This is a genomic window from Paenibacillus sp. FSL R7-0313 (assembly GCF_037969885.1).
Taxonomy (GTDB): Bacteria; Bacillota; Bacilli; order Paenibacillales; family Paenibacillaceae; genus Paenibacillus.
The window spans coordinates 2,195,559-2,215,309 of the sequence record NZ_CP150219.1 but is presented as its reverse complement, the minus strand read 5'-3'; the positions used below and the strand labels follow the sequence as shown (position 1 = coordinate 2,215,309).

The window sequence follows — 19,751 nt, the reverse complement described above, 5'->3', positions numbered from 1 at the left end:
ACTCCCTTTCGTACTAGGCTTTAGGAAAAATAATATAAAAACGGACTCCATCCGGTGTATTCACTACTCCATAACTGCACCCATGCAGATCAAGAATCTGCTTCGCAATGGCCAGACCGAGCCCGGTCCCCCCCATTTTGCGATTACGTGAGCGCTCTACCCGATAGAACCTCTCCCATATATACTGCCTCTCAGCTTCAGCAATCTGCTCGCCCTTGTTTTCAATGGAAATATGGACAAAACCTTCACGTCTGCTGATCTCAATAGTTATATCGGTATGTGGTATCGCATGACGTATAGCATTCATCATGATATTGAAAATAACTTGCTCCAGCTTGCTTCGGTCACCCTCAACCGTCTGTTCTGTTGTGGATACAAGCACCACATCCAATCCTTTGTCCTTCAGTTGCGGACCCAGACGGCCGGCGATATCTTCAATCATGTCAGCCAGTGCAACCGCATCCGTATTCAATTGAACCGCTGAGGATTCCAGTCGCACCAGATCCAGCATCTCTTCAACCATCGTTTCCATTTTGATCGCCTCATCGGCAATGATCTCAATGTAACGCTCCCGTTTGGTCTCACTCACGCCATCCTTCAGCCCTTCAGAATATCCCTTAATAATGCTGATTGGAGTCTTAAGTTCATGTGATGCATCGGCAAAAAACTTGCGCTGACGCTGTTCAATCTCCTGCTTCATTTCCATATCTGTACGCATCTGCGTGTTGGCCTGCCTCAGCTCTTCCAGTGTCTGACCCAAGGTTCCTGATAAGGCATTGAGGCTGTTAGACAGACTGCCGATTTCATCATTACGCCGGATGGGTGATTTCACCGTGAAATCCAGCGTAGACATTTTCTTCGCGACATGGTTCAAGGCCAAGAGCGGCTTCGTTACAATTCGGGACAGGAGTAACGCCAGCAACAGAATCAATATAAATGCCCCTATGCCAAAATACGCATAGAACAAACGTGTTGCCTCATTCGCTTCCCTCATCTCCTGTAGAGAGGTAAGCGAGAAGATCAGTTGCTGCTCGGGGCCGGAACGATGCACTGGAGCAATGGTGATGACATTGCGAACACCGCTCCAGCTATCCATCCATTCTTCATTGAGCATTTTGCCATTTGCCAAGGCCAGTTGGTCTTCGGTGGACAACGGGAACCGGCTATCCAGTGCTTGCACCAGCAGTCCCTGCCTCTGACTCCACGTTGCCAGATTGGGAAGAACGACCTCGGTCAATACACCTGACCATTCCTTTACCGGTTCAATTGATTCCTGAAAGCTTTCAGTTCCCCATGCGGCAGAAGTGGCATCCTGGATTTTGAATGGATAGACCATGTTCCCGCTGGCCGGACCTCGCACCGTCAGTTCTTGCCCATATTTCAGATGGGATGTAATCCAGCCAGCATTCTCACTATTGATAAACAAGGACAAGGACACCTTCACGTGACTCCCATCCTCTTGAAGCAACGTAATGTGGAACGGGTCATTAACCAATCTTCCGGTATTCGTCAAAATGACCAGATGTGATTGATTCTGACGCATGAACTTCCCTGTCTCCTTGGCTAGCTGTAAATCACTCCAATGCCCATTGGAGTATTGCTGTTCGAACTTGGACAGCTTTTTCTTCATACTGCTGACCTTTTGATGCTGATAGAAGTCGGGGAACCAGACCAACTGGGCAAAAACCGTCGTCCCATATAGAAGAACCAGACATCCTGCCATGACCAGGAAAAGCTTCATCGTTACGCCATTTCTTCTCATGTTTCTGCCTCGAAACGATATCCAGTGCCAATCACCGTCCGGATACACTTGGCTTCATCACCCAATTTGCTGCGCAGCTTCTTGATGTGGGTATCTACAACACGTGAGTCCCCTTCAAAATCAAATCCCCAGATCCGATTCAAAATGGCATCCCGGGACAACACAATGCCTGCATTGCGTACCAAATAAAGCAACAGATCATATTCCTTTGGTGCAAGTTCCACTTCAATTCCGTCCTTCTCCAGGCGTCTGGCCCATGGATCAAGGGTTACCTGTCCGAAGCGAATCACACCCTGCTCTCGTCCAAATGCACCTTCAACACGCTTCATTAATGTCTCTGCACGTGCAACCAGCACACGTGGGCTAAACGGCTTGGTAACGTAATCGTCTACGCCCAGCTGAAATCCATGAATTTTATCGTCATCCTCGGACCGTGCAGTCAGCATGATAATAGGTACGGTGGATTGGGATCGAATATGCCCACATAACGTCCATCCATCCATTTCAGGCATCAAAACATCCAGAATAACCAGATCCACCTCATGCAGAGCCAACAGTTCCAGTGCCTGTACTCCATGTTCTGCTTCTATGACGTTCCATTGTTCTTTTATGAAATAATCGGCCACAATCTCACGAATGCGGCTTTCATCTTCCACCAGAAGCACTGTTCTGATCATGGCCGACTCTCCTTTTTAGATTTCTGATGATAACATACCTATTCCATGTGTCGTCCATGTGTCCATACATGTTTTGGAATACTCCCATGATATATACGATTAATATAAGCCAAAAGTTACTAATTTTTATAAAAATTCGCACAAAAAAGAAGCCGTCAACGAGCAAGCTCCAGCTCATTGACAGCTACTTGAATGAAATCGAAGTGTGTTATCCAGAATTGATGCGCTACTGCGCGCTCCCTGGCAACACTTAACGTTGTTGCTCCAGACGGTGTGCCACATGCAGTGTCGGGCCAACAAAACGGTTCAGCGGGAATCCGCCGGCAATCGCTTTGGTCACGAAGGCTTTACCTTCACGAACAGCCTCTTTCACTGAAAGACCACGAGCCAATCCTGCGGTAATCGCCGCAGACGTTGTGCAGCCCGCACCATGCGTATATCCGGAGCCGACAACATCGGCTTCAAACCATTCGTAGTTGGTTCCATCATAGAGTAGATCCATTGCTTTCCCCGGGCTAATGACACCTCTGTCTTTGATCAGAACATGTTTCGAGCCATGGGCATGAATTGCTGCTGCCGCTGCTTCCATCTGTTCCTTGGAGCGAATCGGTCCACTCTTCGCCAGTTGGGATGCTTCGAACAGATTAGGTGTAACCAGATCAGCACCTGGCAACAGGAATTCGATCATCGCTTCCGTATTTTCCGGTTGCAGTACTTCGTCTGTACCTTTGCAGACCATTACCGGATCGATAACGATCTGTGGCAGACCGCTGCGGCGAATATGTTTTGCTACCAGTTCAATAATATCTACAGAACCGAGCATACCTGTCTTCATGGCATCAAAACCGATACCGTCCAGAACAGTGCGAAGCTGCGCTTCAACTACATTTAATTCAACAGGAAAGACCTGGTGATCCCATGTTTCGGGTTCCATTGCCACAACCGTAGTCAGTACGGTCATGCCATACACACCCAGCTCCTGAAAAGTTTTCAAATCAGCTTGAATACCTGCACCGCCGCTCGTGTCCGAACCAGCTATTGTTAATGTTTTTGGAATCGTCATGGTAGTTGCATTCTCCTTCGTGTCTCAGTTGACATTATCCTATCCCTTGTACGAGCGGATGTCAATGGCATCTGAAGCCATACAGAGCATGGTTTTCCGAATGATTCAGTTCACATCTTTTGTCTCCAGACGAACCATGGACATCGAAGCAATCCATATCCCTATTGCTCCAAGGGTCAGAGGGATAATAATAAGCGAATGAATGGAAACTTCCGACCCGTTGAATCCGGAGCAGACAATCGAAACTAGCAAAATGGACGAGACCATTGTCGCTGTAACAGAATGCTTACGCATACCGAAGAATAGGGGAATGAGTGCCATACACGCAGCCGATAAAGAACTGATACTGTACTTCACCAGAAGTCCCAACATATCCCGATTGCTCAGTGATTCAGGAATGAAGGAGTAGAATTGATTAACAATCAACAGCAGTGAACCCATCAACAGATCGGTAACCATAATCATCACAAATGTAAAACCAAACACGATAATCAATTTGGCCGCGATGATTTTATGACGCTGGATGGGATAGGTGAACATGACGTTCATGGTTTTATTTCGATACTCACTGATCACCAGCTTGGATAATAAAGCTCCTGCAAATATGATGAAGGTCGCTCTCACAAATGTATCGATAATTATAAAGGCGGTCTGGTAATCGGCATAGGCATAATCTTCTGCTCCCACATCCATGAATCCAATCATAATCAGGAAAAGAAGAATGGCTATGTTGGCAATACCTGCACCTGCAAAATTACGTGCAAAGCGGTGCTTCCGCATCTCAAGTCTGATTAGTTTAAGCAACGTCTTCATCCCCTTTTACCAACTTCATGAAGTGTTCTTCCAGGGAATGAGCCCGTTTGGATATCGATTCGATCTCAATGCCGTGTTGGATCAGCTTGGTGTTCAGTTCCGATGGAATGATTCCCGGATCATAGATGCGTAACGTTTGGTCATCGACCAGTTTATAATTACTCAAACCAAGCTGGTGTTCAATGACATAAGTCGCTTTGCGGATATCTACCGCCTGTAACTCGATGTACTCATTTTGACTTCCACGAATGCTCTCCATCGATACTTCCTCCACCAAGCGACCGCCGCGAATGACACCAACCGTGTCAGCAATTTGCTCTATCTCGCCAAGAATGTGACTAGAGACCAACAGGGTAATGCGATACTCATTGCTAAGGCGCTTGAACAAATCTCGCATCTCCCGGATCCCTACAGGGTCCAATCCGTTGATCGGTTCATCCAAAATGAGCAGTTCGGGTGTGGTTATGAGTGCACGAGCCAATCCCAGCCTCTGTTTCATACCCAGAGAGAAGTCCTTGACCGGTTTCTTGCCCGTATCCTTCAGCCCTACCGTTTCCATCGTGTTGTCGATGATCTTTTTGTTGTGAAACCCCATGTATTCACAGTGAAGCTCCAGATTCTCGCGAGCAGACAGCCTATCATAGAAAAAAGGATATTCAATAATGCTGCCCATTCGTTTCAACACTTCATAGGATGTAGGTGTAAGCTTCTCCCCAAACAGTTCAATTTCTCCTGTTGTTGGTTTAACCAGATTGGTCAGCATCTTCATGATGGTTGTTTTGCCTGCACCATTCGGACCGAGAAATCCATAGATCTCACCTTGCTTAATACTCATATTGACGTTAGATACAACCTCTACCCCTTCATATACTTTGGTCACATCTATCGTTCGTGCGATATAAGTCATCGTCTTGTTCTCCTTTACGTCCCCTGTCCGGGTTCCTATATCTGTATTGTAAAGAGAAAAGTCTGCTTTTTTATTAATCAAATCTTACAAAAACCTTAAGCTTGACCGAAAATGCCAAAACAGGCTCTACCTGGCCTTTAAGGTAACCGAAAATACAGTCCGTTGATGTGGCACACTATGTAAATGAATGCTTCCACCCATCCGCTCAACTAGCCGCTTCGTGATCGTCAGACCAAGGCCACTGCCCTGATAGAGTCGATTGCGGGAATCCTCCAGCGTATACATACGTTCGAACACACGACTATGCTCACTTTCAGGAATTCCCTTCCCTTGGTCCCAGATTTGTAGCGTCACAGGTCCACCTTTCGAATGTTCGAGCGTTAGCCCCAGCATCTTACCCTCTGCTCCATACTTCATCCCATTGGTAATGAGATTATCCAGCACACGGTCCATTGCTTCTTCATTCGCTTGCACGAAGATATCCCCGTCAGGTATCTCCAACTGCACATGCAACCCGAGATTGGTCAACATTTCATAAAAGGAGATCATCTTCAACCGGCATAATTCGCTTATATTAACTCGACTAAGCACCAGCTCAGTGTCTCCAGATTCCAGCTTCGCCAGATCGAAAAAGGAATGAATCAGACGTAGCACTTCCTGCGCCTTATCTTGTATTTTCTCCGTCATAATCTTTCGTTCCTGATCGGTCAATGATGGACTGTGCAGCAAGGTCTCACTATAACCCAGCACAACCGTAAGCGGCGTTTTCAGATCATGCGAGATGTTGGAGAGCATATTGCGCATCTCCTTCTCCTGGTTCGCATAACCGGCCGTCGCACGGTGCGCATGATCCAGCAGCTGGTTCATGTCTTTCAAAAGCTGACTGACTTGGTCATCACTATTGAATACAAGCAAGCGCTCAAAGGTGCCTTGATCCAAAATATCGGATATTTTCTGATGAATATAGGTCAGGTGTTGGTTTCTTTTCCGGAATTTCACCCACAATACAATGAAGGCAATGGCCAGAATACCCGTTGTGATGGCAAAAATTAGTGTCATCCCTGCTCCGCCTCCAGCTTATACCCGATGCCCCAGAGTGTCTTGATATACTGGGGAGCCGAAGGATCTGCCTCCAGTTTCTCACGCAGACGACGCATATGTACGTTAATGATATTTTCGTCTCCATAATACTGATCGTTCCAGACGGAAGCGTAGATCTGAGCCTTGGTGAACACTTTGCCGGGATGAGTAACCAATAACTTCAGGATGCCAAATTCCTTGGATGTCAGCTTGACGGGTGTACCTTCACGCTCCACCTCGTACGTCTCCATGTCAACTACGAGTCCTCCAATCTGAATACGTTGATCTTTAGCCACTTCAGTCACAGGCAGAGCAGTATAATTGGCGCGGCGAATCGCAGCTTTGATGCGGGCAGTCAGCTCGATTAATGAGAAGGGTTTGCTCAAATAATCGTCAGCACCGAAGCCCAGCCCCAGCGCTTTGTCCACTTCTCCATCCTTCGCAGACAGAATGAGCACAGGTACCAAACTTACTGCCCGAATGGTCTGCAGCACATCCATCCCACTCTTACGAGGCAGCATCAGGTCCAGAATAACCAGATCATATCCCGGTTGTGACTGACTGAATTGACGTTCTGCCTCTAATCCGTCATATGCATACGTGACGTCGTATCCCTCTTTTTCCAGATAAGGTCCGACCATCTCACTAATTGAACGATCATCTTCAACAAGCAATAAGCGTTGACTTGACACAAGTTCCCCTCCAACATGAACATTTTTCTTTATTACCTCACAGTTTGTTTGAATTGGCAATGACATACGAAAAAACCTGACAGGAGCACCACTTTGGTATAAAGTGTGTTTCCTGCCAGGTCTATGAGCGTTAATAGATGAGTGCTTATACGTCTAGTCTCTGTATCCGTTCTCGCTGTGTATCCAGCACAGTCCAATGGTTCCTGCACCTGCATGGATACTTACTACAGGAATGAATGGCATGATCTCGGTCTTTAATTTAGGGAGCAGATTGGCAATCTGCTTCTTGATCGTGACGGCTTCTTCCTGATTGTTCGCATGCATAATGCACACATGCTTTACTTTCTCCATATCAAGCTTGAGCATATCCAGCATGCGATCTTTCGTCCGCTTGAACGTGCGAATCTTCTCATTCACAACCACTTTGCCCTCTTCAAATCGGAGCAGCAGATGGATCTTGAGCAGTTGACTGATGATTAGCTGTGTGCCCGACACCCGTCCACTGCGATGAAGATGCTGAAGACTGGCCGGTATGAGGTAAAAGGACATGTTATCAATCATCTGTTCAATGTTTACTTTGATCTCGGCAGCTGAACATCCCTGCTTCTGCCATTCCAGTCCTTGCATAATCATCTCACGGTGAGGATAGGCACCTGCCTTTGAATCAATTGCGGTCACCGTCACTCCTGCAATCTCTGCAGCCTGCATGGACGTATGCAGCGTTCCGCTAAGCTCTGTAGAGCAATGAATCGTAATAATCTCATCGTACTTGTCTTTGAGCGACTCATACAGTTCAATGAACTCGCCAATGGGTGGCTGCGAACTGCTCGCACGTGAAGCCTCCGCAAGTTTCTCATAGAACATTTCAGATGTAATGTCATCGGTTTCCCGGTAACATTCCTCTCCAAATAAGATGCGCAGCGGTACGATGTAGATATGATTTTGCTCCGCAAAAACGGGATCCAGTGTACTGGTACTATCGGTGACCCATGCAATTTTCTTCATGACATCCTTCTCTCTTGCCGGATTGTTCGTTCTGTATCCTCAATCGTCAAGCACAAGCCCGGCGGTTTATTTAAAATTTGAATATTCCACATTGTAAACGTTTGCGATACTACCTCTCAATTATAAATGAACGGACAGACCGTTGTCTTGTGGCGCAATCATGAACACCCCTGTTAATACCATTATTAGCTAAAAAAATGTCTTGCCTGTGAAGGAATAAATTGGTATGCTGTTGTCCTTCTCTCTTTTTCGCCTTGACTGAAGTGAACGGAAACGCCGTTCAATCCACTTATCGGAGGTGTCACATGCTTTATTTCACTCTGGCTTCCAAAGCCTACTCCCGGAATCTGCAATACCGCGGGGCACACATGGTACATAACTTGGCAAGCGCCATGTTTGGTTACATGTATGCCTGCCTCTGGATCGGCATCGGGGCCGACCATACGCTCGGGGAATACGGGACACAGGGGATGATCAGTTACATTGCGTTCACGCAATCCTCTCTCTGGATCTCGGGTTTTCTCACGAACGGATTGGGTATTCCCTTATCCGTCAGGACAGGGCAGATCGCATTGGACCTGATGAGGCCAGTTCATCTGTTCACCCACCTGATGGCACGCGAATGGGGGCAGATTGCCTACCAGTTTGTGTACAAAAGTATCCCGATCTACCTGCTCTTCTCCATTGTCTTTTCCCTACATTGGCCCTCAGACGTTTCAACACTATTCTATGTCGCACTTGGTCTTGCCGGCGCCGCATACTTGTCCATCTGTATGAACTACATCATTGGTGCCACGTCGATGTGGACCACAGAGTCCTCCTGGCTTCACTGGGGCAATCACGCGATGATGAATCTGCTGGCTGGTTTTTTCATTCCGCTGGAATGGCTACCGGACTGGCTTGAACAACTTGCCTGGATATCACCCTACCCTTTCCTGCTCTATGTACCTACCCGAATCTATCTTGATTTCGAAGATGGCTCCTTGTTATGGGGAACCTTGCTTTGGTGTGTCTTTATGACGTTGATCTGTCTTGCGATTACCCAAGTGTTACGTCGTAAAGTGGAGGTACAAGGCGGATGAAGCGAACTTCCTGGTTCAATTTATATAAAATGCTGATTCGAACAAGCATCCGCAGCCGGATGCAATACAAGTTCAATTTCATCATGGCGTCCGTACTGGCCGCTTTAATTCAGATCTCCGAGTTTCTGATGGTTGCTCTGGTGCTGCACAAATTCGGAGCCATTAAAGGCTGGTCCCTCCATGAGATCGGTTATCTCTTTGCCATCATGACGTTATCCAAAACACTGTATCGAACATTCGGAAACGAAGTTCATCATCTGGAAAAATATCTGGTTAATGGTGAGCTTGATCAACTGTTAACACGTCCCATGCCCGTATTGCTGGCACTGCTGCCGCAAAACTTCCGCATCATGGCTGGGGAAGTCCTGCAAGGCGGGTTCATTCTCTGCTGGTCATTGGCAGGCATGATGCACAGCGGACAGATTGACTGGACTGCCATTCCCTTCTCCCTGCTCATTATCCTGACGGGCGCAGTCATTCTCTTTTCCATCGGACTTGCTACTGCCACACTCGGATTCTGGACCACACGTATCGAGGAATTACAGACGATCACTGAAGATGCCGCACGAACGGCTGCCCAATATCCGCTAACGTTATATCCCAAATGGATGTCTGGCATTCTGCTAACGGTGATTCCCGTGGGATTCGTCAACTACATTCCGTCACTCTACCTGCTACGTGGTGAAGGAGGAGCGTGGATTCTTGTTGCTGTTGCTGCGGTTGCCGTACTGAGCTTGGCTGCAAGTCTGCGTTTCTGGCAATTCGGCATGACCAAATATCAAAGTACAGGTAGCTAAGGAGGCGGAAACGAATCATGAATATGATCACAGCACGGCATCTGCAAAAGGAATTCAAGACCCCTGTTATTCGCGAAGGACGTTTCTCCGGGTTACGTACGTTATTTTCACGTGAGTATGTGTCCAAGGAAGCGGTACGCGATATCAGTTTTGATATCGGCCCAGGTGAGTTTGTGGGTTACATCGGTCCAAACGGAGCTGGCAAGTCTACCACGATCAAAATGCTGACAGGTATCCTGCACCCAACCTCGGGTGAGGTAAGGCTTGACGGTATGAACCCGCATCAGGACAGGCGCAGAACCGTTGGTCGACTGGGCGTTGTGTTTGGACAGCGCAGCCAGCTCTGGTGGGATCTGCCCGTGAAAGATTCATATGATATTCTGGCCGAGATGTACGGCGTCCGTACCGAGGATAAAAAGAAACGGCTGTCCCAGTTCGCCGAGCTGCTGGACCTTGAATCGTTCTGGGCCACGCCTGTCCGCAAGCTCTCGCTTGGACAACGCATGCGTGCGGATCTCGCAGCTTCCATGCTGCATGATCCCGAACTGCTTTTTCTCGATGAACCAACGATCGGACTGGATGTGAACGCAAAGCGGAACATTCGTCAATTTTTACGTACATTAAATGAAGTGTTTGGCAAAACAATTTTGCTGACCACACATGACATGGACGACATTGAGCAGTTATGCAGCCGGGTCATGGTGATTAACCATGGTCAACTGACATATGACGGCACGATCTCATCACTTCGCGAAACCATCGGACTGCCTACGTTGATACGGGTAACGTTCCGAGGAGCTTTTCACATCCCGGATGTTGTGTCGTCCGCGATACACATTACAGGAGTGGAAGGGCAGATTGTCACCGTGGAAGTGAACCGGAAGGAATGGAGCACAATGGACATTCTGAAACAGTTAGAGCACTGGGGTGAGATTGAAGATGTAGAGATGAAAGAACCCGATTTCGAAGATATCATTCATCGGGTGTATTAGTCGGCCCATTTTGTGAGTAAATAGGATGAAGACCTGTTCTTACGCCGTTACATGAAAGAGGGACATGGCGTACTGTAATAACGGAGGTGAAGCGTCATGCTTGTGACCAAACATGTCCTTCTAGCATCCAGCGTACACGCTACTCCCTACTTCATCGTACGTGGCATGATGCCGGGCCCGGTGATGTTCATTACATCCGGGGTTCACGGGAATGAAACGGCGAGTATGGCCGCTGCGCAAAAACTCGCAGATGATATTGCGACAGATCGTCACGCCATTCAGCGAGGGCTGTTAATTATCGTGCCACGCGTGAACCAGCAAGCCTACGCAAAGAAAATCAGAGGCAAGCCAGATCTGAATCGTACGTTTCCACGCCGTATGTCAGGCAAGGCCAAACATCCGCTCGCTGCGGCAGTTTTTCAGCTGGCGCGTGAACATCGGGCCGACTGGTGGCTCGATCTGCATGAAGCCAACGGCCTGTCTCAACTGAGTTCACGAGTACTTGGACAGACGTTGATCACCAATCCCGGCAGTCGGACGATTCCAGCTTGCAGAAGAGTTATCGAACGGATGAATCGGTCGATTGCCATTCGTGATCGTCATTTTAACCTCAAGCAGCATGAATTGCCTGGATCTGCCCGTACAGCGGCTTCAAGACTATTACAAGCCCGTTCCGTCACGGTGGAGACCTGCTGGAGTCTGAAACGCTCGACCCGTATCAAGTATCAGACGGAGATTGTACACCATTTTCTGCGTGAAGCAGGTATGTCATGACCAAGATCATTAAGATAGAACTACAAGAAACCTCGAACAGAGAGCGCCCGAAGTACATCCTCAGGTGCTCTCTGTTCGTGCATTTACCTTTGCATCATAGATTCTAATATTTTATTGCCCACGGGGTCCAGCGGCATGAGTGGATAAAGGTCTTTTTTAGTTATAAACTTGAATATAGCATCCAGATACTCATCCACAATGGAGACTGATCCAAAACAATAATTGGACAATAATACAACACCCATACTCTGTTCCTTATGAATAGCCAAATAACTGCTAAAACCAAATGTGCCACCGTTATGCCAGAGAATATTCTGATCTGAGATGTTATCACTAAACCAGGCGTAATGATGGGTTGAATCTCCAATCATCACAGGCATGTGACTTTGTTGTATTGCAGAGGCTGGCGGATGATCTTCATTCAGATTGGCCTGTACAAATAAACACATATCGTGAAGAGATGACTTGATCGCCCCTGCCCCTTCATGTACACCAGTATCCCAATGAGGCATCTTTTTCCCCGTTGACGTATGTCCATCCACAAATCTGCCATTCTGTTCTGCATTCAGCATAACAGCTGTCTCTGTCATGTTTAATGGACCTGTGATATATTTTTTCAGCAGATCGTCATATGTACTTCCTGATACTTTACATAGGATATAGCCAAGTAAACCCACGCCGGTATTGGAATACTCAAATGAACCCATCTGATCCGTAAAGTCAGCATCGGATAAAAAAGCAAGTAAATCATCCTCCGTATAATTTGAATACGGATTGTATCGGTTTTTCTTCGAGGACAGGTTTGTGGCAACTCCGGGTAAGCCAGAGGTATGCGTCGCAAGACTTTTTAAGGTAACCTTATTCAAATAATCGTTTTTGCCATTGTGTATGTACTTGCCAACCGTGTCATCCGTGGAAAGCTGCTGTTGACGCTCCAATTCTAACAGAAGGATCGATGTAAAAAGTTTGGTTACAGAGCCGATTTCGAACAACCTGTGTTCAGGAGAAGCCACGCTCTTCTTTTTGGGATTGCCCAATGAATGATATTCGATATCTCCCTTTGTAATAACGCCAATCTCAAGATGCAGATGTTTCTTGCCCTTAATGTAATCGGATACAAAACCTTGTAAATCCCTCATAGAAAATGTTACTCCTTTTGTGGTGTGAGTTTCATTATTGAATTATTGAAATCACGTTAACCACCATTATGTATTGGCAAACTACACTATGTATTCGTTTTAAATATCCGATTCCCTGCTCAGTAGTCCACGCCTGTTTTCTCCTAAACAGGAAAAGAGCCGCGATTACGGCTCTTTCTTTTGCACCCTGAACGATTGAATATAACTGTCGATATCGTCCTCCGGTGTATGTAACAGTCGTGCCAGATGAATCTGCATCTGTTCCAGATGGTCAATATGTTTCTGAATGCCAGCGATGCGTTCGCGTACAAGGGTTTTTAACGTATCCTTTTCCATGTCTTCCTGGCTGAGTAGTTGCAGGGTCTCTTGTATCTCCTTTAAGGAGTAACCCAGCAACTGGGCATCCTTAATGAACTTAACTTTGACCAAATAATCCTCGGTATACACCCGATATCCGTTGGAGGAACGACGGGGAGCAGGCAGAATTCCACTATCTTCGTAATAACGGAGGGTTGCCATACTCACGCCGGTACGCTTGGCCAACATTCCTCTTGTCATGGTTTCCATGTCTACTCCTCCACCTTTCTGCGGACTTATTGCGTTTGTTTGTTGCGTATCTTGGTATACGTGGCATCATAGGTGACCTCGGGAAATTGTGCTGAAGCTCCTTGCAGCAATGACTGCTCTTCCCCTTTCAGATAACGGTCAAAGAATGCCAGCGCATAGGATCTGGTTATATCCACATTATGTTCTGGCGTCATGCCTCTTGCGAATAGTTTCGGTGAAATCAACGATATATCCGTAAAGCTTTGATGGAAGAAATTATCCACCGTCAGATAATAGGTATCATTCAGACTACTTGTCATCACTCGATCCAGATCAGGCTTAAACTCTGGATAGGCTACTTTTTCCGTTTCGGTGGCATCCGGTTCCAGACTTTTGGCGGTTCCACCCGACATGATATACATAAACGGCTGTTTCAGGGCTGTCGTGGATACTTTTCCCCAGAATCCTCCCTCCAGGCTAAGTCCTGCCTGGAATCTTTCATCCTGCGCCAGTGCTTCCGCTGTTGTTGCCCCACCATACGAATGTCCCATGATGCCGACGTGATCCAGATCAAGTTTGCCTTGGAGCAGTTGATTCGGATCATGTGAATTCCACTGGGTAAGCATATCGAGAACAAAGCTTGCATCATCTGCACGTATGCCTATACCTTCTACATTATATTGATATAATTCCGCTGACGTTGCAAATTCAGGGTCAGCCTGATAGGAAACTTCACGTCCCTCGGGAAATGTCACTTGTGCTGACGTATACGGGTGATCTATCCCCACGACAATGTAACCATGGCTAACCAGTTCCTCAATCATCGTCATGCTTTGAAAACGGGCTGAGCGGACACCCGGCGAGAATAGCAGAACCGGATACTTGCTTTGGACGGTGGACATCTCAGCTCCTTGCACCACATGTGTTGGAATGGTATCCAGATAACTGAACACCTGAGACGGAATGCCAAACACCAGACTGATCGCTTCTCCCAGTTCACTAGGGTAATGCGCCAGCGGCAGCCCTTGGGCGGCCTCCTGATCCACCGGGTACCATACATTAATCATAAGTTCACGCTTGTCCCCCGCGTCGGGTGTTTGGGTCTCTTCACGAGATCCATCCACCAGGTGCTCAGAGAACGTGCCAATGGCATAGGTGCCGGTTGGTTCAGGCATCGTAAAGGCAGGTAACAGCCAGGTAAGTATGATTGAACCTGCACTGAAGGCCAGAACCAGAATCGATACCAGTGTCATCTTGATTTTTGAAAGACGGTTGGGTCTTCGCGCGCTCTGAACATAACGGCCACTACGGTATGATTTCATGAGTTGAATGATTAACGTAATGAATAATACTAGACTAACAAGATAGGTTGGTATCATCTGCACGCGAAATGAATTGATCAAGCCATGCAGAAGCACTGCCAGAATCAGAGCTGTGAGTGTCTCCATTATCATTGCCCGGCGCTTCGGAAACACCAGCATAAATACCGTAGCAGCTACGGTTACCAATACCAAAATCCATTCTAAAATTCTCATTATTCAGCCTCCAATATTTCTTGATAAAAAAAGAATAAACCTTGAAGTATACTTCAAGGTCAAGGCTGAATTTTAGATAGAATTTTATCGGGGAATTCGTAAATCCCATTTGTGAAGCTCGGTCAACGTACACGTTCCAGACGAGAAAGCCTTGATACCTGTCGAGTTCGGCCCAGGATATATTCGCCCTGTCATGACCTGCTCTCCCTGCTGAATGAACACCTCAACGGAGCTGACATCCATAAAAATATGAAGTTCCAGTTTCCCGGCAAGCAGTTCCACTGTCACAGCTCGTTCTCCGCCCGGCCCTTGTCCGGCATGCTCGCGATTTAAGCATAAACGACGCTGCTCTACATCATAGGAAATCACGGTTTCTTCATCCTCACCCGTACGCAGCTTCAATCCGAAGTGTCGTGCCTGTTCCGCTTCGAATACAGCATACAGTTCGTAACAGTCTCCACTGATTCCAAGATCAAGATCATGTCCGTCACCACTTAAATGTATACCATACTGCTCGGTGCCTTCCGACCTGTACTGTATAAGTTCGGGAAGCGGCTGGAATATCAATTGTTCTCCCCTGCGAATGAGTTGTCTCGGCAACGTCATCGCTCCAGCCCAGGCATGAGACTGTTGTGTCGGGATTTCCGTTTCCCACGTATCCATCCAGGCCACCATGATTCGTCGTCCCTGTGCATCCTCCATCGTCTGGGGCGCGTAAAAGTCGAAGCCACAATCCAGCGGAACGTACTGCTCGTACTTCAGCACACCTTGGTCTTCATCCAACGTTCCCATCATATAAACGGTCGAATGCAAGTTGCGATAGTTATCTCCCTGAGCAGGCATGCGCTGTGGAGACATGATCAGCACATCTCGGCCATCCAGTGTGAACAGATCTGGACATTCCCAATTGTCACCAAGCGTCCCGTCACTCTGGGCCATGATGTTAACATAACTCCAATCCAGCAAGTCCGTTGAACGGTATAACAGAATGACACCTTTGCCCGCAGCATCATTTGAGCCAAGGACGCAATAGTACACACCGTTTCGTTCAAACACTTTTGGATCACGGAAGTCCTTGGGACTGGTATACGCTGGGATTTGATCCAGCCGTATAACCGGATTCATCGCGCTTTTGACAAAATCAATTCCATTGTCCGAGACAGCGATATTCTGTGTCTGCAAGTAATCGTTATCCTTGTCGGGTCCAGTCACAACATGCCCCGTGTACATCAGCACCAATTTGCCATCCTGCACGATTGCACTTCCGGAGAAACAACCTCCACTGTCGTAGCTCTGATCGGGCGCCAGTGCAACAGGCAGGTAAGACCACGTAACCAAATCACGGCTCACCGCATGGCCCCAGTGCATCGGCCCCCATACCGGTTCATAGGGATAATGCTGATAAAACATATGATACATCCCACCAAAGTATATGAAGCCGTTGGGGTCATTCATCCAGCCTACCTCCGGCATCAAATGATAGGCCATTCGATAGGTTGGATCAACTTGATGTCGATGCTCCTTGATATATGCATTGGCCCGGGCGAGTGTATAACTCTCCTTCGTTTGAGCCGAAGAACTCGTCAGTCCAAGGTCTGTCTCTTGCCTTGTGTCTATTTCCTTCTGCTCGTATCGTTCCTGGTTCATATGTCCTTCACTCCTGTCTCTCTCTATATCACCCAACTGAACTTATTTGATAGCCCCTTGCATAACCCCCTGAATAATGTACTTCTGCGCAAACAGATAAACGATCAGTACAGGCAGCAGGGTCAACACCAGACCAGCCATCAATGGGCCGTAATCAACTGTGTATGTCCCATAAAAATAAAACGTGGACAGCGGCAGCGTTCGCTGCTCGGATGAAGTCAGCACCAAGGAAGGCAGCAAAAAATCATTCCATATCCACAATACATTCAGTACGCTAATCGTTACGGTTGTTGGCAGTAACACCGGCAGTACGATGCGAAAAAAGGTCTGCACTCTGCCGCAGCCATCCATTAGAGCCGCTTCTTCAAGCTCCAGGGGAATACTTTTGATAAAACCATGGTAGATAAATACGGCAAGCGGACTGCCAAAGCCAATATACATGTAGATCAGCGACCACTTGTTATCCAGCAGGCTGAGCGAGCCGTATATTTTAACCAGCGGAATCATAATGGCCTGAAACGGAATAATCATCGCAGCTACCATCAGGAAAAAGAGATACTGATTCATTTTGCTTTTGTGACGAACAAAGTAATGTGCTGTCATCGCCGCAAAAAGAGCAATCAGTAATACACCTGCAACTGTAATGAGCAACGAATTGCTGAAGGCGGATACATATCCCATTTTGTCAAACGCATTGACGTAATTATCAAATTGAAAGGAGCTTGGCAAGCCCAGCGGATCGGAGGTAATTGCCTGGTTAGCCTTGAACGAATTGACGATCAGAAGTACAAAAGGAAATACAAACAAAATCATCACAACGATTAATGCAATAAACTTCATCCAGTTGAGAATGCGTGATTGTCCAGCCATCATGCCTCGACCTCCAGTTTTTTGCTGAAATAGACCTGGAGCAATGTAATGGCGGCTACAAGGATAAACAGAACAAAGGCTTCTGCCTGACCCAATCCGTAGTCACGAGCAAGAAATGCCTGCTCATAAACATGCATGGATACCATCTCTGTGCTCTTGAAGGGCCCGCCACTGGTCAGGGAGACGTTCAGATCATACACCATGAATCCCCGTTGCAGTGACAAAAAGATGCATACAATAAACGAAGGAACCATCAGTGGCAATACAATGCGCGCCAACATTTTGCGATTACTTGCCCCATCAATGCTGGCTGCTTCCATAACATCCTTCGGCACATTCATTAGTCCTGCAATGTAGATAACCATCATATAGCCGGCATACTGCCAAACGGTCACCACAATGAGTGCCCAGAACGCTTTATCCGGGTCAGCCAGCCAGGAGGTGGAAAACAGAGTAAGGTTCATTTTTTGTCCTGCAAAAACGAGTACCTGATTAAAAATAAACTGCCAGATGAAACCAAGCACGATTCCGCCCACCAGATTCGGCAGGAAAAATCCGGCCCGAAACCAGCCCTGTGCCTTCATTCCCCGAGTTACAGCGTAAGCGAGCAGGAAAGCAACCGCATTGGTCAGCACAACGGTAATAAATACGTACTCCAGCGTCATCCCGAATGATTTCCAGAACACCGTGTCCTTGAACACACCGATGTAATTATCCCAGCCAACAAAGTTTTGATCGACTGCAATACCATCCCAGTTCGTAAACGTCAAATAAATACCATACAAAAATGGAATAATCATCACCGTAGCAAACGCAAATAATGTCGGGCCAGTAAAGATCAGGCGAGTGCGCAGACGTGTCCATAATCCTTTTTCGGTCAGCATTGTCATCCTCCACTCTATCCAAATGATTAGCCTGGCGGTTATACCGGAAACAAGTTGAACGGACCTCATGTGGAAGCTGTACATTCATCATCTCCGGCTACCGCAAGTCTCTCTCTATGTGCTGCACAGGGCTATGATTAATTCCTTTATTTCACGTTGCTCCAGTATGCCTGAATTTCGCTGGCAAGCCCGGCACGGTCAATGACATCAGCCAAATATTTCTGCATGGATGCACCCAGTTTGGACCAGTGATCCGCAGGAAGTGTACTCATTGATTCCTCGATTTTGCCTGCCTTGATGTATTCACTAATGGATTTGCCAAGCGGATCGGTTGGCTCCAGTGTAATGTTGCTGAATGCCGGAATAATACTGGCTTGATTCACCAGGAAATCCTGACCTTTTTCGTTATAAACAATCCAATCCAAAAATTTCTTCGCTGCTTCCTGCTGCGCTGGTGTGCTCTTTTCCTTATCCAGCAATATTCGTTTGGATACAGCAGCAGAGATTTGCGTATTACCGAAATCATCCGGATTATTGCTCACAGGTACCGGGAGGAAGCCATAATTTCCATCTGCTGTATCAAAGCTTGAAATTTGTGGCCATGCCCAGTTGCCCTGGAACCAGATGCCAACATCACCCTTGCCAAGCACCTCAGGTCCACGCTCATAAGTTCCGGACAATGGAGAAGCCTTGTCAATATTGTAGGTTTTCATCAGATCAAATGTATCTAACAAGCCATTAAACACGGCGTTGGAAGCAAGGTCCACTTGACCAGCCTTCAGATCAGTAATGAATTGATCCACCTTCGCACGGTCCGCCGACTGCCCACCATATGCAAGCCCCAGATAATGCGCACCAAGCGACCAATCCATCGGAGATACAATCAAAGGTGATTTTCCAGTAGCAGCAATCTTTTGGAACAGCTCCTCAAGCTGTGCAGTGGTCTGTACAGACTTGGGATCGAATGTCCCACCTACTGCCTGATCCAATACATTCTGGTTATAGATGAATCCATATCCTTCAATAGAGAACGGGAAGGCATAATTTTTGCCATCAAACGTTGTAGCCGCTGTGCTGTTCTCCACAGCATCCTTCATCCAAGACTCGGATGTGAGATCCAGAACACGATCCTTGAATTTCTCGACATCCCCTGTGTCCAGCATCATCATCGTTGTAGGGCTGCCGGAGGCATACAAAGCAGACGCTTTTTCAAACGGAGACTGTCCACTGCCTACAGGTACAATTTCGAGTGTGATATTTGGATTTTCGGCATGGAAGTCTTTAGCCGCTTGCTCCAGCTGATTGTTAATTTCCGACTTGGAATTGAGCATCGTGATTTTGACACTCTCACTGCTGCTCCCCTCCGAGGAGGAGTTGGACTCCGTCGCTGCTTTACTTCCACATGCCGACAATACAAGCATCATAATCAATGACAATACCAATAATTTCATCCATCTCTGTTCTCTTTTCATCTTGTTATGTCCCC

General features: G+C 47.2%; 19 protein-coding genes. 4 read left to right on the top strand and 15 right to left on the bottom strand.

Features of this window, described 5'->3' with window-relative positions:
- Positions 1 to 13: 13 nt before the first annotated feature.
- From NSQ38_RS09595 to NSQ38_RS09560, 8 genes are all read right to left on the bottom strand, one after another.
- Positions 14 to 1,762, bottom strand: coding sequence for a HAMP domain-containing sensor histidine kinase (locus NSQ38_RS09595; protein WP_339788819.1), 1,749 nt, complete (start codon positions 1,760 to 1,762; stop codon positions 14 to 16).
- Positions 1,759 to 2,439, bottom strand: coding sequence for a response regulator transcription factor (locus NSQ38_RS09590; RefSeq protein ID WP_017692192.1), 681 nt, complete (start codon positions 2,437 to 2,439; stop codon positions 1,759 to 1,761). Before NSQ38_RS09590 ends, NSQ38_RS09595 begins: the two co-directional genes overlap by 4 nt.
- A gap of 250 nt (positions 2,440 to 2,689) precedes the next feature.
- On the bottom strand, positions 2,690 to 3,502 hold the full coding sequence (gene thiD, locus NSQ38_RS09585) for a bifunctional hydroxymethylpyrimidine kinase/phosphomethylpyrimidine kinase (protein ID WP_017692191.1): 813 nt from the start codon (positions 3,500 to 3,502) through the stop codon (positions 2,690 to 2,692).
- Between the two features lie 105 nt (positions 3,503 to 3,607).
- Positions 3,608 to 4,306, bottom strand: a complete 699-nt coding sequence (locus NSQ38_RS09580; protein WP_339788817.1) for an ABC transporter permease — start codon at positions 4,304 to 4,306, stop codon at positions 3,608 to 3,610.
- The gene (locus NSQ38_RS09575; protein WP_076253550.1) at positions 4,299 to 5,222 is read right to left on the bottom strand and encodes an ABC transporter ATP-binding protein; all 924 of its coding nucleotides are present in this window, start codon (positions 5,220 to 5,222) and stop codon (positions 4,299 to 4,301) included. The genes NSQ38_RS09580 and NSQ38_RS09575 overlap by 8 nt, the downstream gene beginning before the upstream one ends.
- Before the next feature lie 126 nt (positions 5,223 to 5,348).
- Positions 5,349 to 6,281 carry a sensor histidine kinase gene (locus NSQ38_RS09570; protein WP_339788814.1) on the bottom strand — a complete coding sequence of 311 codons (933 nt, stop codon included), beginning with the start codon at positions 6,279 to 6,281 and terminating at the stop codon, positions 5,349 to 5,351.
- Entirely contained in the window at positions 6,278 to 6,994 is a 717-nt protein-coding gene (locus NSQ38_RS09565; RefSeq protein ID WP_339788811.1) for a response regulator transcription factor, read from the bottom strand. Before NSQ38_RS09565 ends, NSQ38_RS09570 begins: the two co-directional genes overlap by 4 nt.
- Before the next feature lie 153 nt (positions 6,995 to 7,147).
- Positions 7,148 to 7,999: a DegV family protein gene (locus NSQ38_RS09560; RefSeq protein WP_211084441.1), complete on the bottom strand. Its 852-nt coding sequence runs from the start codon at positions 7,997 to 7,999 to the stop codon at positions 7,148 to 7,150.
- Positions 8,000 to 8,304: 305 nt separating this feature from the next.
- On the opposite strand from NSQ38_RS09560, the gene NSQ38_RS09555 reads away from it, so the two are divergent.
- The 4 genes from NSQ38_RS09555 to NSQ38_RS09540 all read left to right on the top strand — a co-directional run bounded on the left by NSQ38_RS09555 (position 8,305) and on the right by NSQ38_RS09540 (position 11,644).
- Entirely contained in the window at positions 8,305 to 9,081 is a 777-nt protein-coding gene (locus tag NSQ38_RS09555) for an ABC-2 family transporter protein (protein WP_339788809.1), read from the top strand.
- Positions 9,078 to 9,878: an ABC-2 family transporter protein gene (locus tag NSQ38_RS09550; RefSeq protein ID WP_339788806.1), complete on the top strand. Its 801-nt coding sequence runs from the start codon at positions 9,078 to 9,080 to the stop codon at positions 9,876 to 9,878. The genes NSQ38_RS09555 and NSQ38_RS09550 overlap by 4 nt, the downstream gene beginning before the upstream one ends.
- A gap of 23 nt (positions 9,879 to 9,901) precedes the next feature.
- Positions 9,902 to 10,870 (top strand): ATP-binding cassette domain-containing protein, encoded by a 969-nt coding sequence (locus NSQ38_RS09545; RefSeq protein ID WP_289392898.1) that lies wholly within the window; start codon positions 9,902 to 9,904, stop codon positions 10,868 to 10,870.
- Positions 10,871 to 10,966: 96 nt separating this feature from the next.
- The gene (locus NSQ38_RS09540; protein WP_339788803.1) at positions 10,967 to 11,644 is read left to right on the top strand and encodes a succinylglutamate desuccinylase/aspartoacylase family protein; all 678 of its coding nucleotides are present in this window, start codon (positions 10,967 to 10,969) and stop codon (positions 11,642 to 11,644) included.
- A gap of 83 nt (positions 11,645 to 11,727) precedes the next feature.
- On the opposite strand, the gene NSQ38_RS09535 is transcribed toward NSQ38_RS09540, so the two are convergent.
- The 7 genes from NSQ38_RS09535 to NSQ38_RS09505 all read right to left on the bottom strand — a co-directional run bounded on the left by NSQ38_RS09535 (position 11,728) and on the right by NSQ38_RS09505 (position 19,737).
- Positions 11,728 to 12,783, bottom strand: a complete 1,056-nt coding sequence (locus NSQ38_RS09535) for a serine hydrolase domain-containing protein (protein WP_339788801.1) — start codon at positions 12,781 to 12,783, stop codon at positions 11,728 to 11,730.
- 165 nt (positions 12,784 to 12,948) lie between these two features.
- On the bottom strand, positions 12,949 to 13,350 hold the full coding sequence (locus NSQ38_RS09530; protein ID WP_339788798.1) for a MerR family transcriptional regulator: 402 nt from the start codon (positions 13,348 to 13,350) through the stop codon (positions 12,949 to 12,951).
- 26 nt (positions 13,351 to 13,376) lie between these two features.
- Positions 13,377 to 14,864 carry a prolyl oligopeptidase family serine peptidase gene (locus NSQ38_RS09525; RefSeq protein WP_339788795.1) on the bottom strand — a complete coding sequence of 496 codons (1,488 nt, stop codon included), beginning with the start codon at positions 14,862 to 14,864 and terminating at the stop codon, positions 13,377 to 13,379.
- An 84-nt stretch (positions 14,865 to 14,948) separates the two neighbouring features.
- Positions 14,949 to 16,511 (bottom strand): glycoside hydrolase family 32 protein, encoded by a 1,563-nt coding sequence (locus NSQ38_RS09520; protein ID WP_339788792.1) that lies wholly within the window; start codon positions 16,509 to 16,511, stop codon positions 14,949 to 14,951.
- Positions 16,512 to 16,553: 42 nt separating this feature from the next.
- Positions 16,554 to 17,381 carry a carbohydrate ABC transporter permease gene (locus tag NSQ38_RS09515; RefSeq protein ID WP_289392899.1) on the bottom strand — a complete coding sequence of 276 codons (828 nt, stop codon included), beginning with the start codon at positions 17,379 to 17,381 and terminating at the stop codon, positions 16,554 to 16,556.
- Positions 17,381 to 18,265: a sugar ABC transporter permease gene (locus tag NSQ38_RS09510; RefSeq protein WP_338588587.1), complete on the bottom strand. Its 885-nt coding sequence runs from the start codon at positions 18,263 to 18,265 to the stop codon at positions 17,381 to 17,383. The genes NSQ38_RS09515 and NSQ38_RS09510 overlap by 1 nt, the downstream gene beginning before the upstream one ends.
- 146 nt (positions 18,266 to 18,411) lie before the next feature.
- A complete protein-coding gene (locus tag NSQ38_RS09505) occupies positions 18,412 to 19,737 on the bottom strand; it encodes an ABC transporter substrate-binding protein (protein ID WP_339788790.1) in 1,326 nt (441 codons plus the stop codon).
- Between the last annotated feature and the right edge of the window lie 14 nt (positions 19,738 to 19,751).

What these genes read in the sequence shown, in the direction of transcription:
- NSQ38_RS09595 (WP_339788819.1), bottom strand. Translation starts at nt 1,762, where the DNA reads ATGAGAAGAAATGGCGTAACGATGAAGCTTTTCCTGGTCATGGCAGGA.
- NSQ38_RS09590 (WP_017692192.1), bottom strand. Translation starts at nt 2,439, where the DNA reads ATGATCAGAACAGTGCTTCTGGTGGAAGATGAAAGCCGCATTCGTGAG.
- thiD (WP_017692191.1), bottom strand. Translation starts at nt 3,502, where the DNA reads ATGACGATTCCAAAAACATTAACAATAGCTGGTTCGGACACGAGCGGC.
- NSQ38_RS09575 (WP_076253550.1), bottom strand. Translation starts at nt 5,222, where the DNA reads ATGACTTATATCGCACGAACGATAGATGTGACCAAAGTATATGAAGGG.
- NSQ38_RS09570 (WP_339788814.1), bottom strand. Translation starts at nt 6,281, where the DNA reads ATGACACTAATTTTTGCCATCACAACGGGTATTCTGGCCATTGCCTTC.
- NSQ38_RS09560 (WP_211084441.1), bottom strand. Translation starts at nt 7,999, where the DNA reads ATGAAGAAAATTGCATGGGTCACCGATAGTACCAGTACACTGGATCCC.
- NSQ38_RS09555 (WP_339788809.1), top strand. Translation starts at nt 8,305, where the DNA reads ATGCTTTATTTCACTCTGGCTTCCAAAGCCTACTCCCGGAATCTGCAA.
- NSQ38_RS09550 (WP_339788806.1), top strand. Translation starts at nt 9,078, where the DNA reads ATGAAGCGAACTTCCTGGTTCAATTTATATAAAATGCTGATTCGAACA.
- NSQ38_RS09545 (WP_289392898.1), top strand. Translation starts at nt 9,902, where the DNA reads ATGATCACAGCACGGCATCTGCAAAAGGAATTCAAGACCCCTGTTATT.
- NSQ38_RS09540 (WP_339788803.1), top strand. Translation starts at nt 10,967, where the DNA reads ATGCTTGTGACCAAACATGTCCTTCTAGCATCCAGCGTACACGCTACT.
- NSQ38_RS09535 (WP_339788801.1), bottom strand. Translation starts at nt 12,783, where the DNA reads ATGAGGGATTTACAAGGTTTTGTATCCGATTACATTAAGGGCAAGAAA.
- NSQ38_RS09530 (WP_339788798.1), bottom strand. Translation starts at nt 13,350, where the DNA reads ATGGAAACCATGACAAGAGGAATGTTGGCCAAGCGTACCGGCGTGAGT.
- NSQ38_RS09525 (WP_339788795.1), bottom strand. Translation starts at nt 14,864, where the DNA reads ATGAGAATTTTAGAATGGATTTTGGTATTGGTAACCGTAGCTGCTACG.
- NSQ38_RS09520 (WP_339788792.1), bottom strand. Translation starts at nt 16,511, where the DNA reads ATGAACCAGGAACGATACGAGCAGAAGGAAATAGACACAAGGCAAGAG.
- NSQ38_RS09515 (WP_289392899.1), bottom strand. Translation starts at nt 17,381, where the DNA reads ATGGCTGGACAATCACGCATTCTCAACTGGATGAAGTTTATTGCATTA.
- NSQ38_RS09510 (WP_338588587.1), bottom strand. Translation starts at nt 18,265, where the DNA reads ATGCTGACCGAAAAAGGATTATGGACACGTCTGCGCACTCGCCTGATC.
- NSQ38_RS09505 (WP_339788790.1), bottom strand. Translation starts at nt 19,737, where the DNA reads ATGAAAAGAGAACAGAGATGGATGAAATTATTGGTATTGTCATTGATT.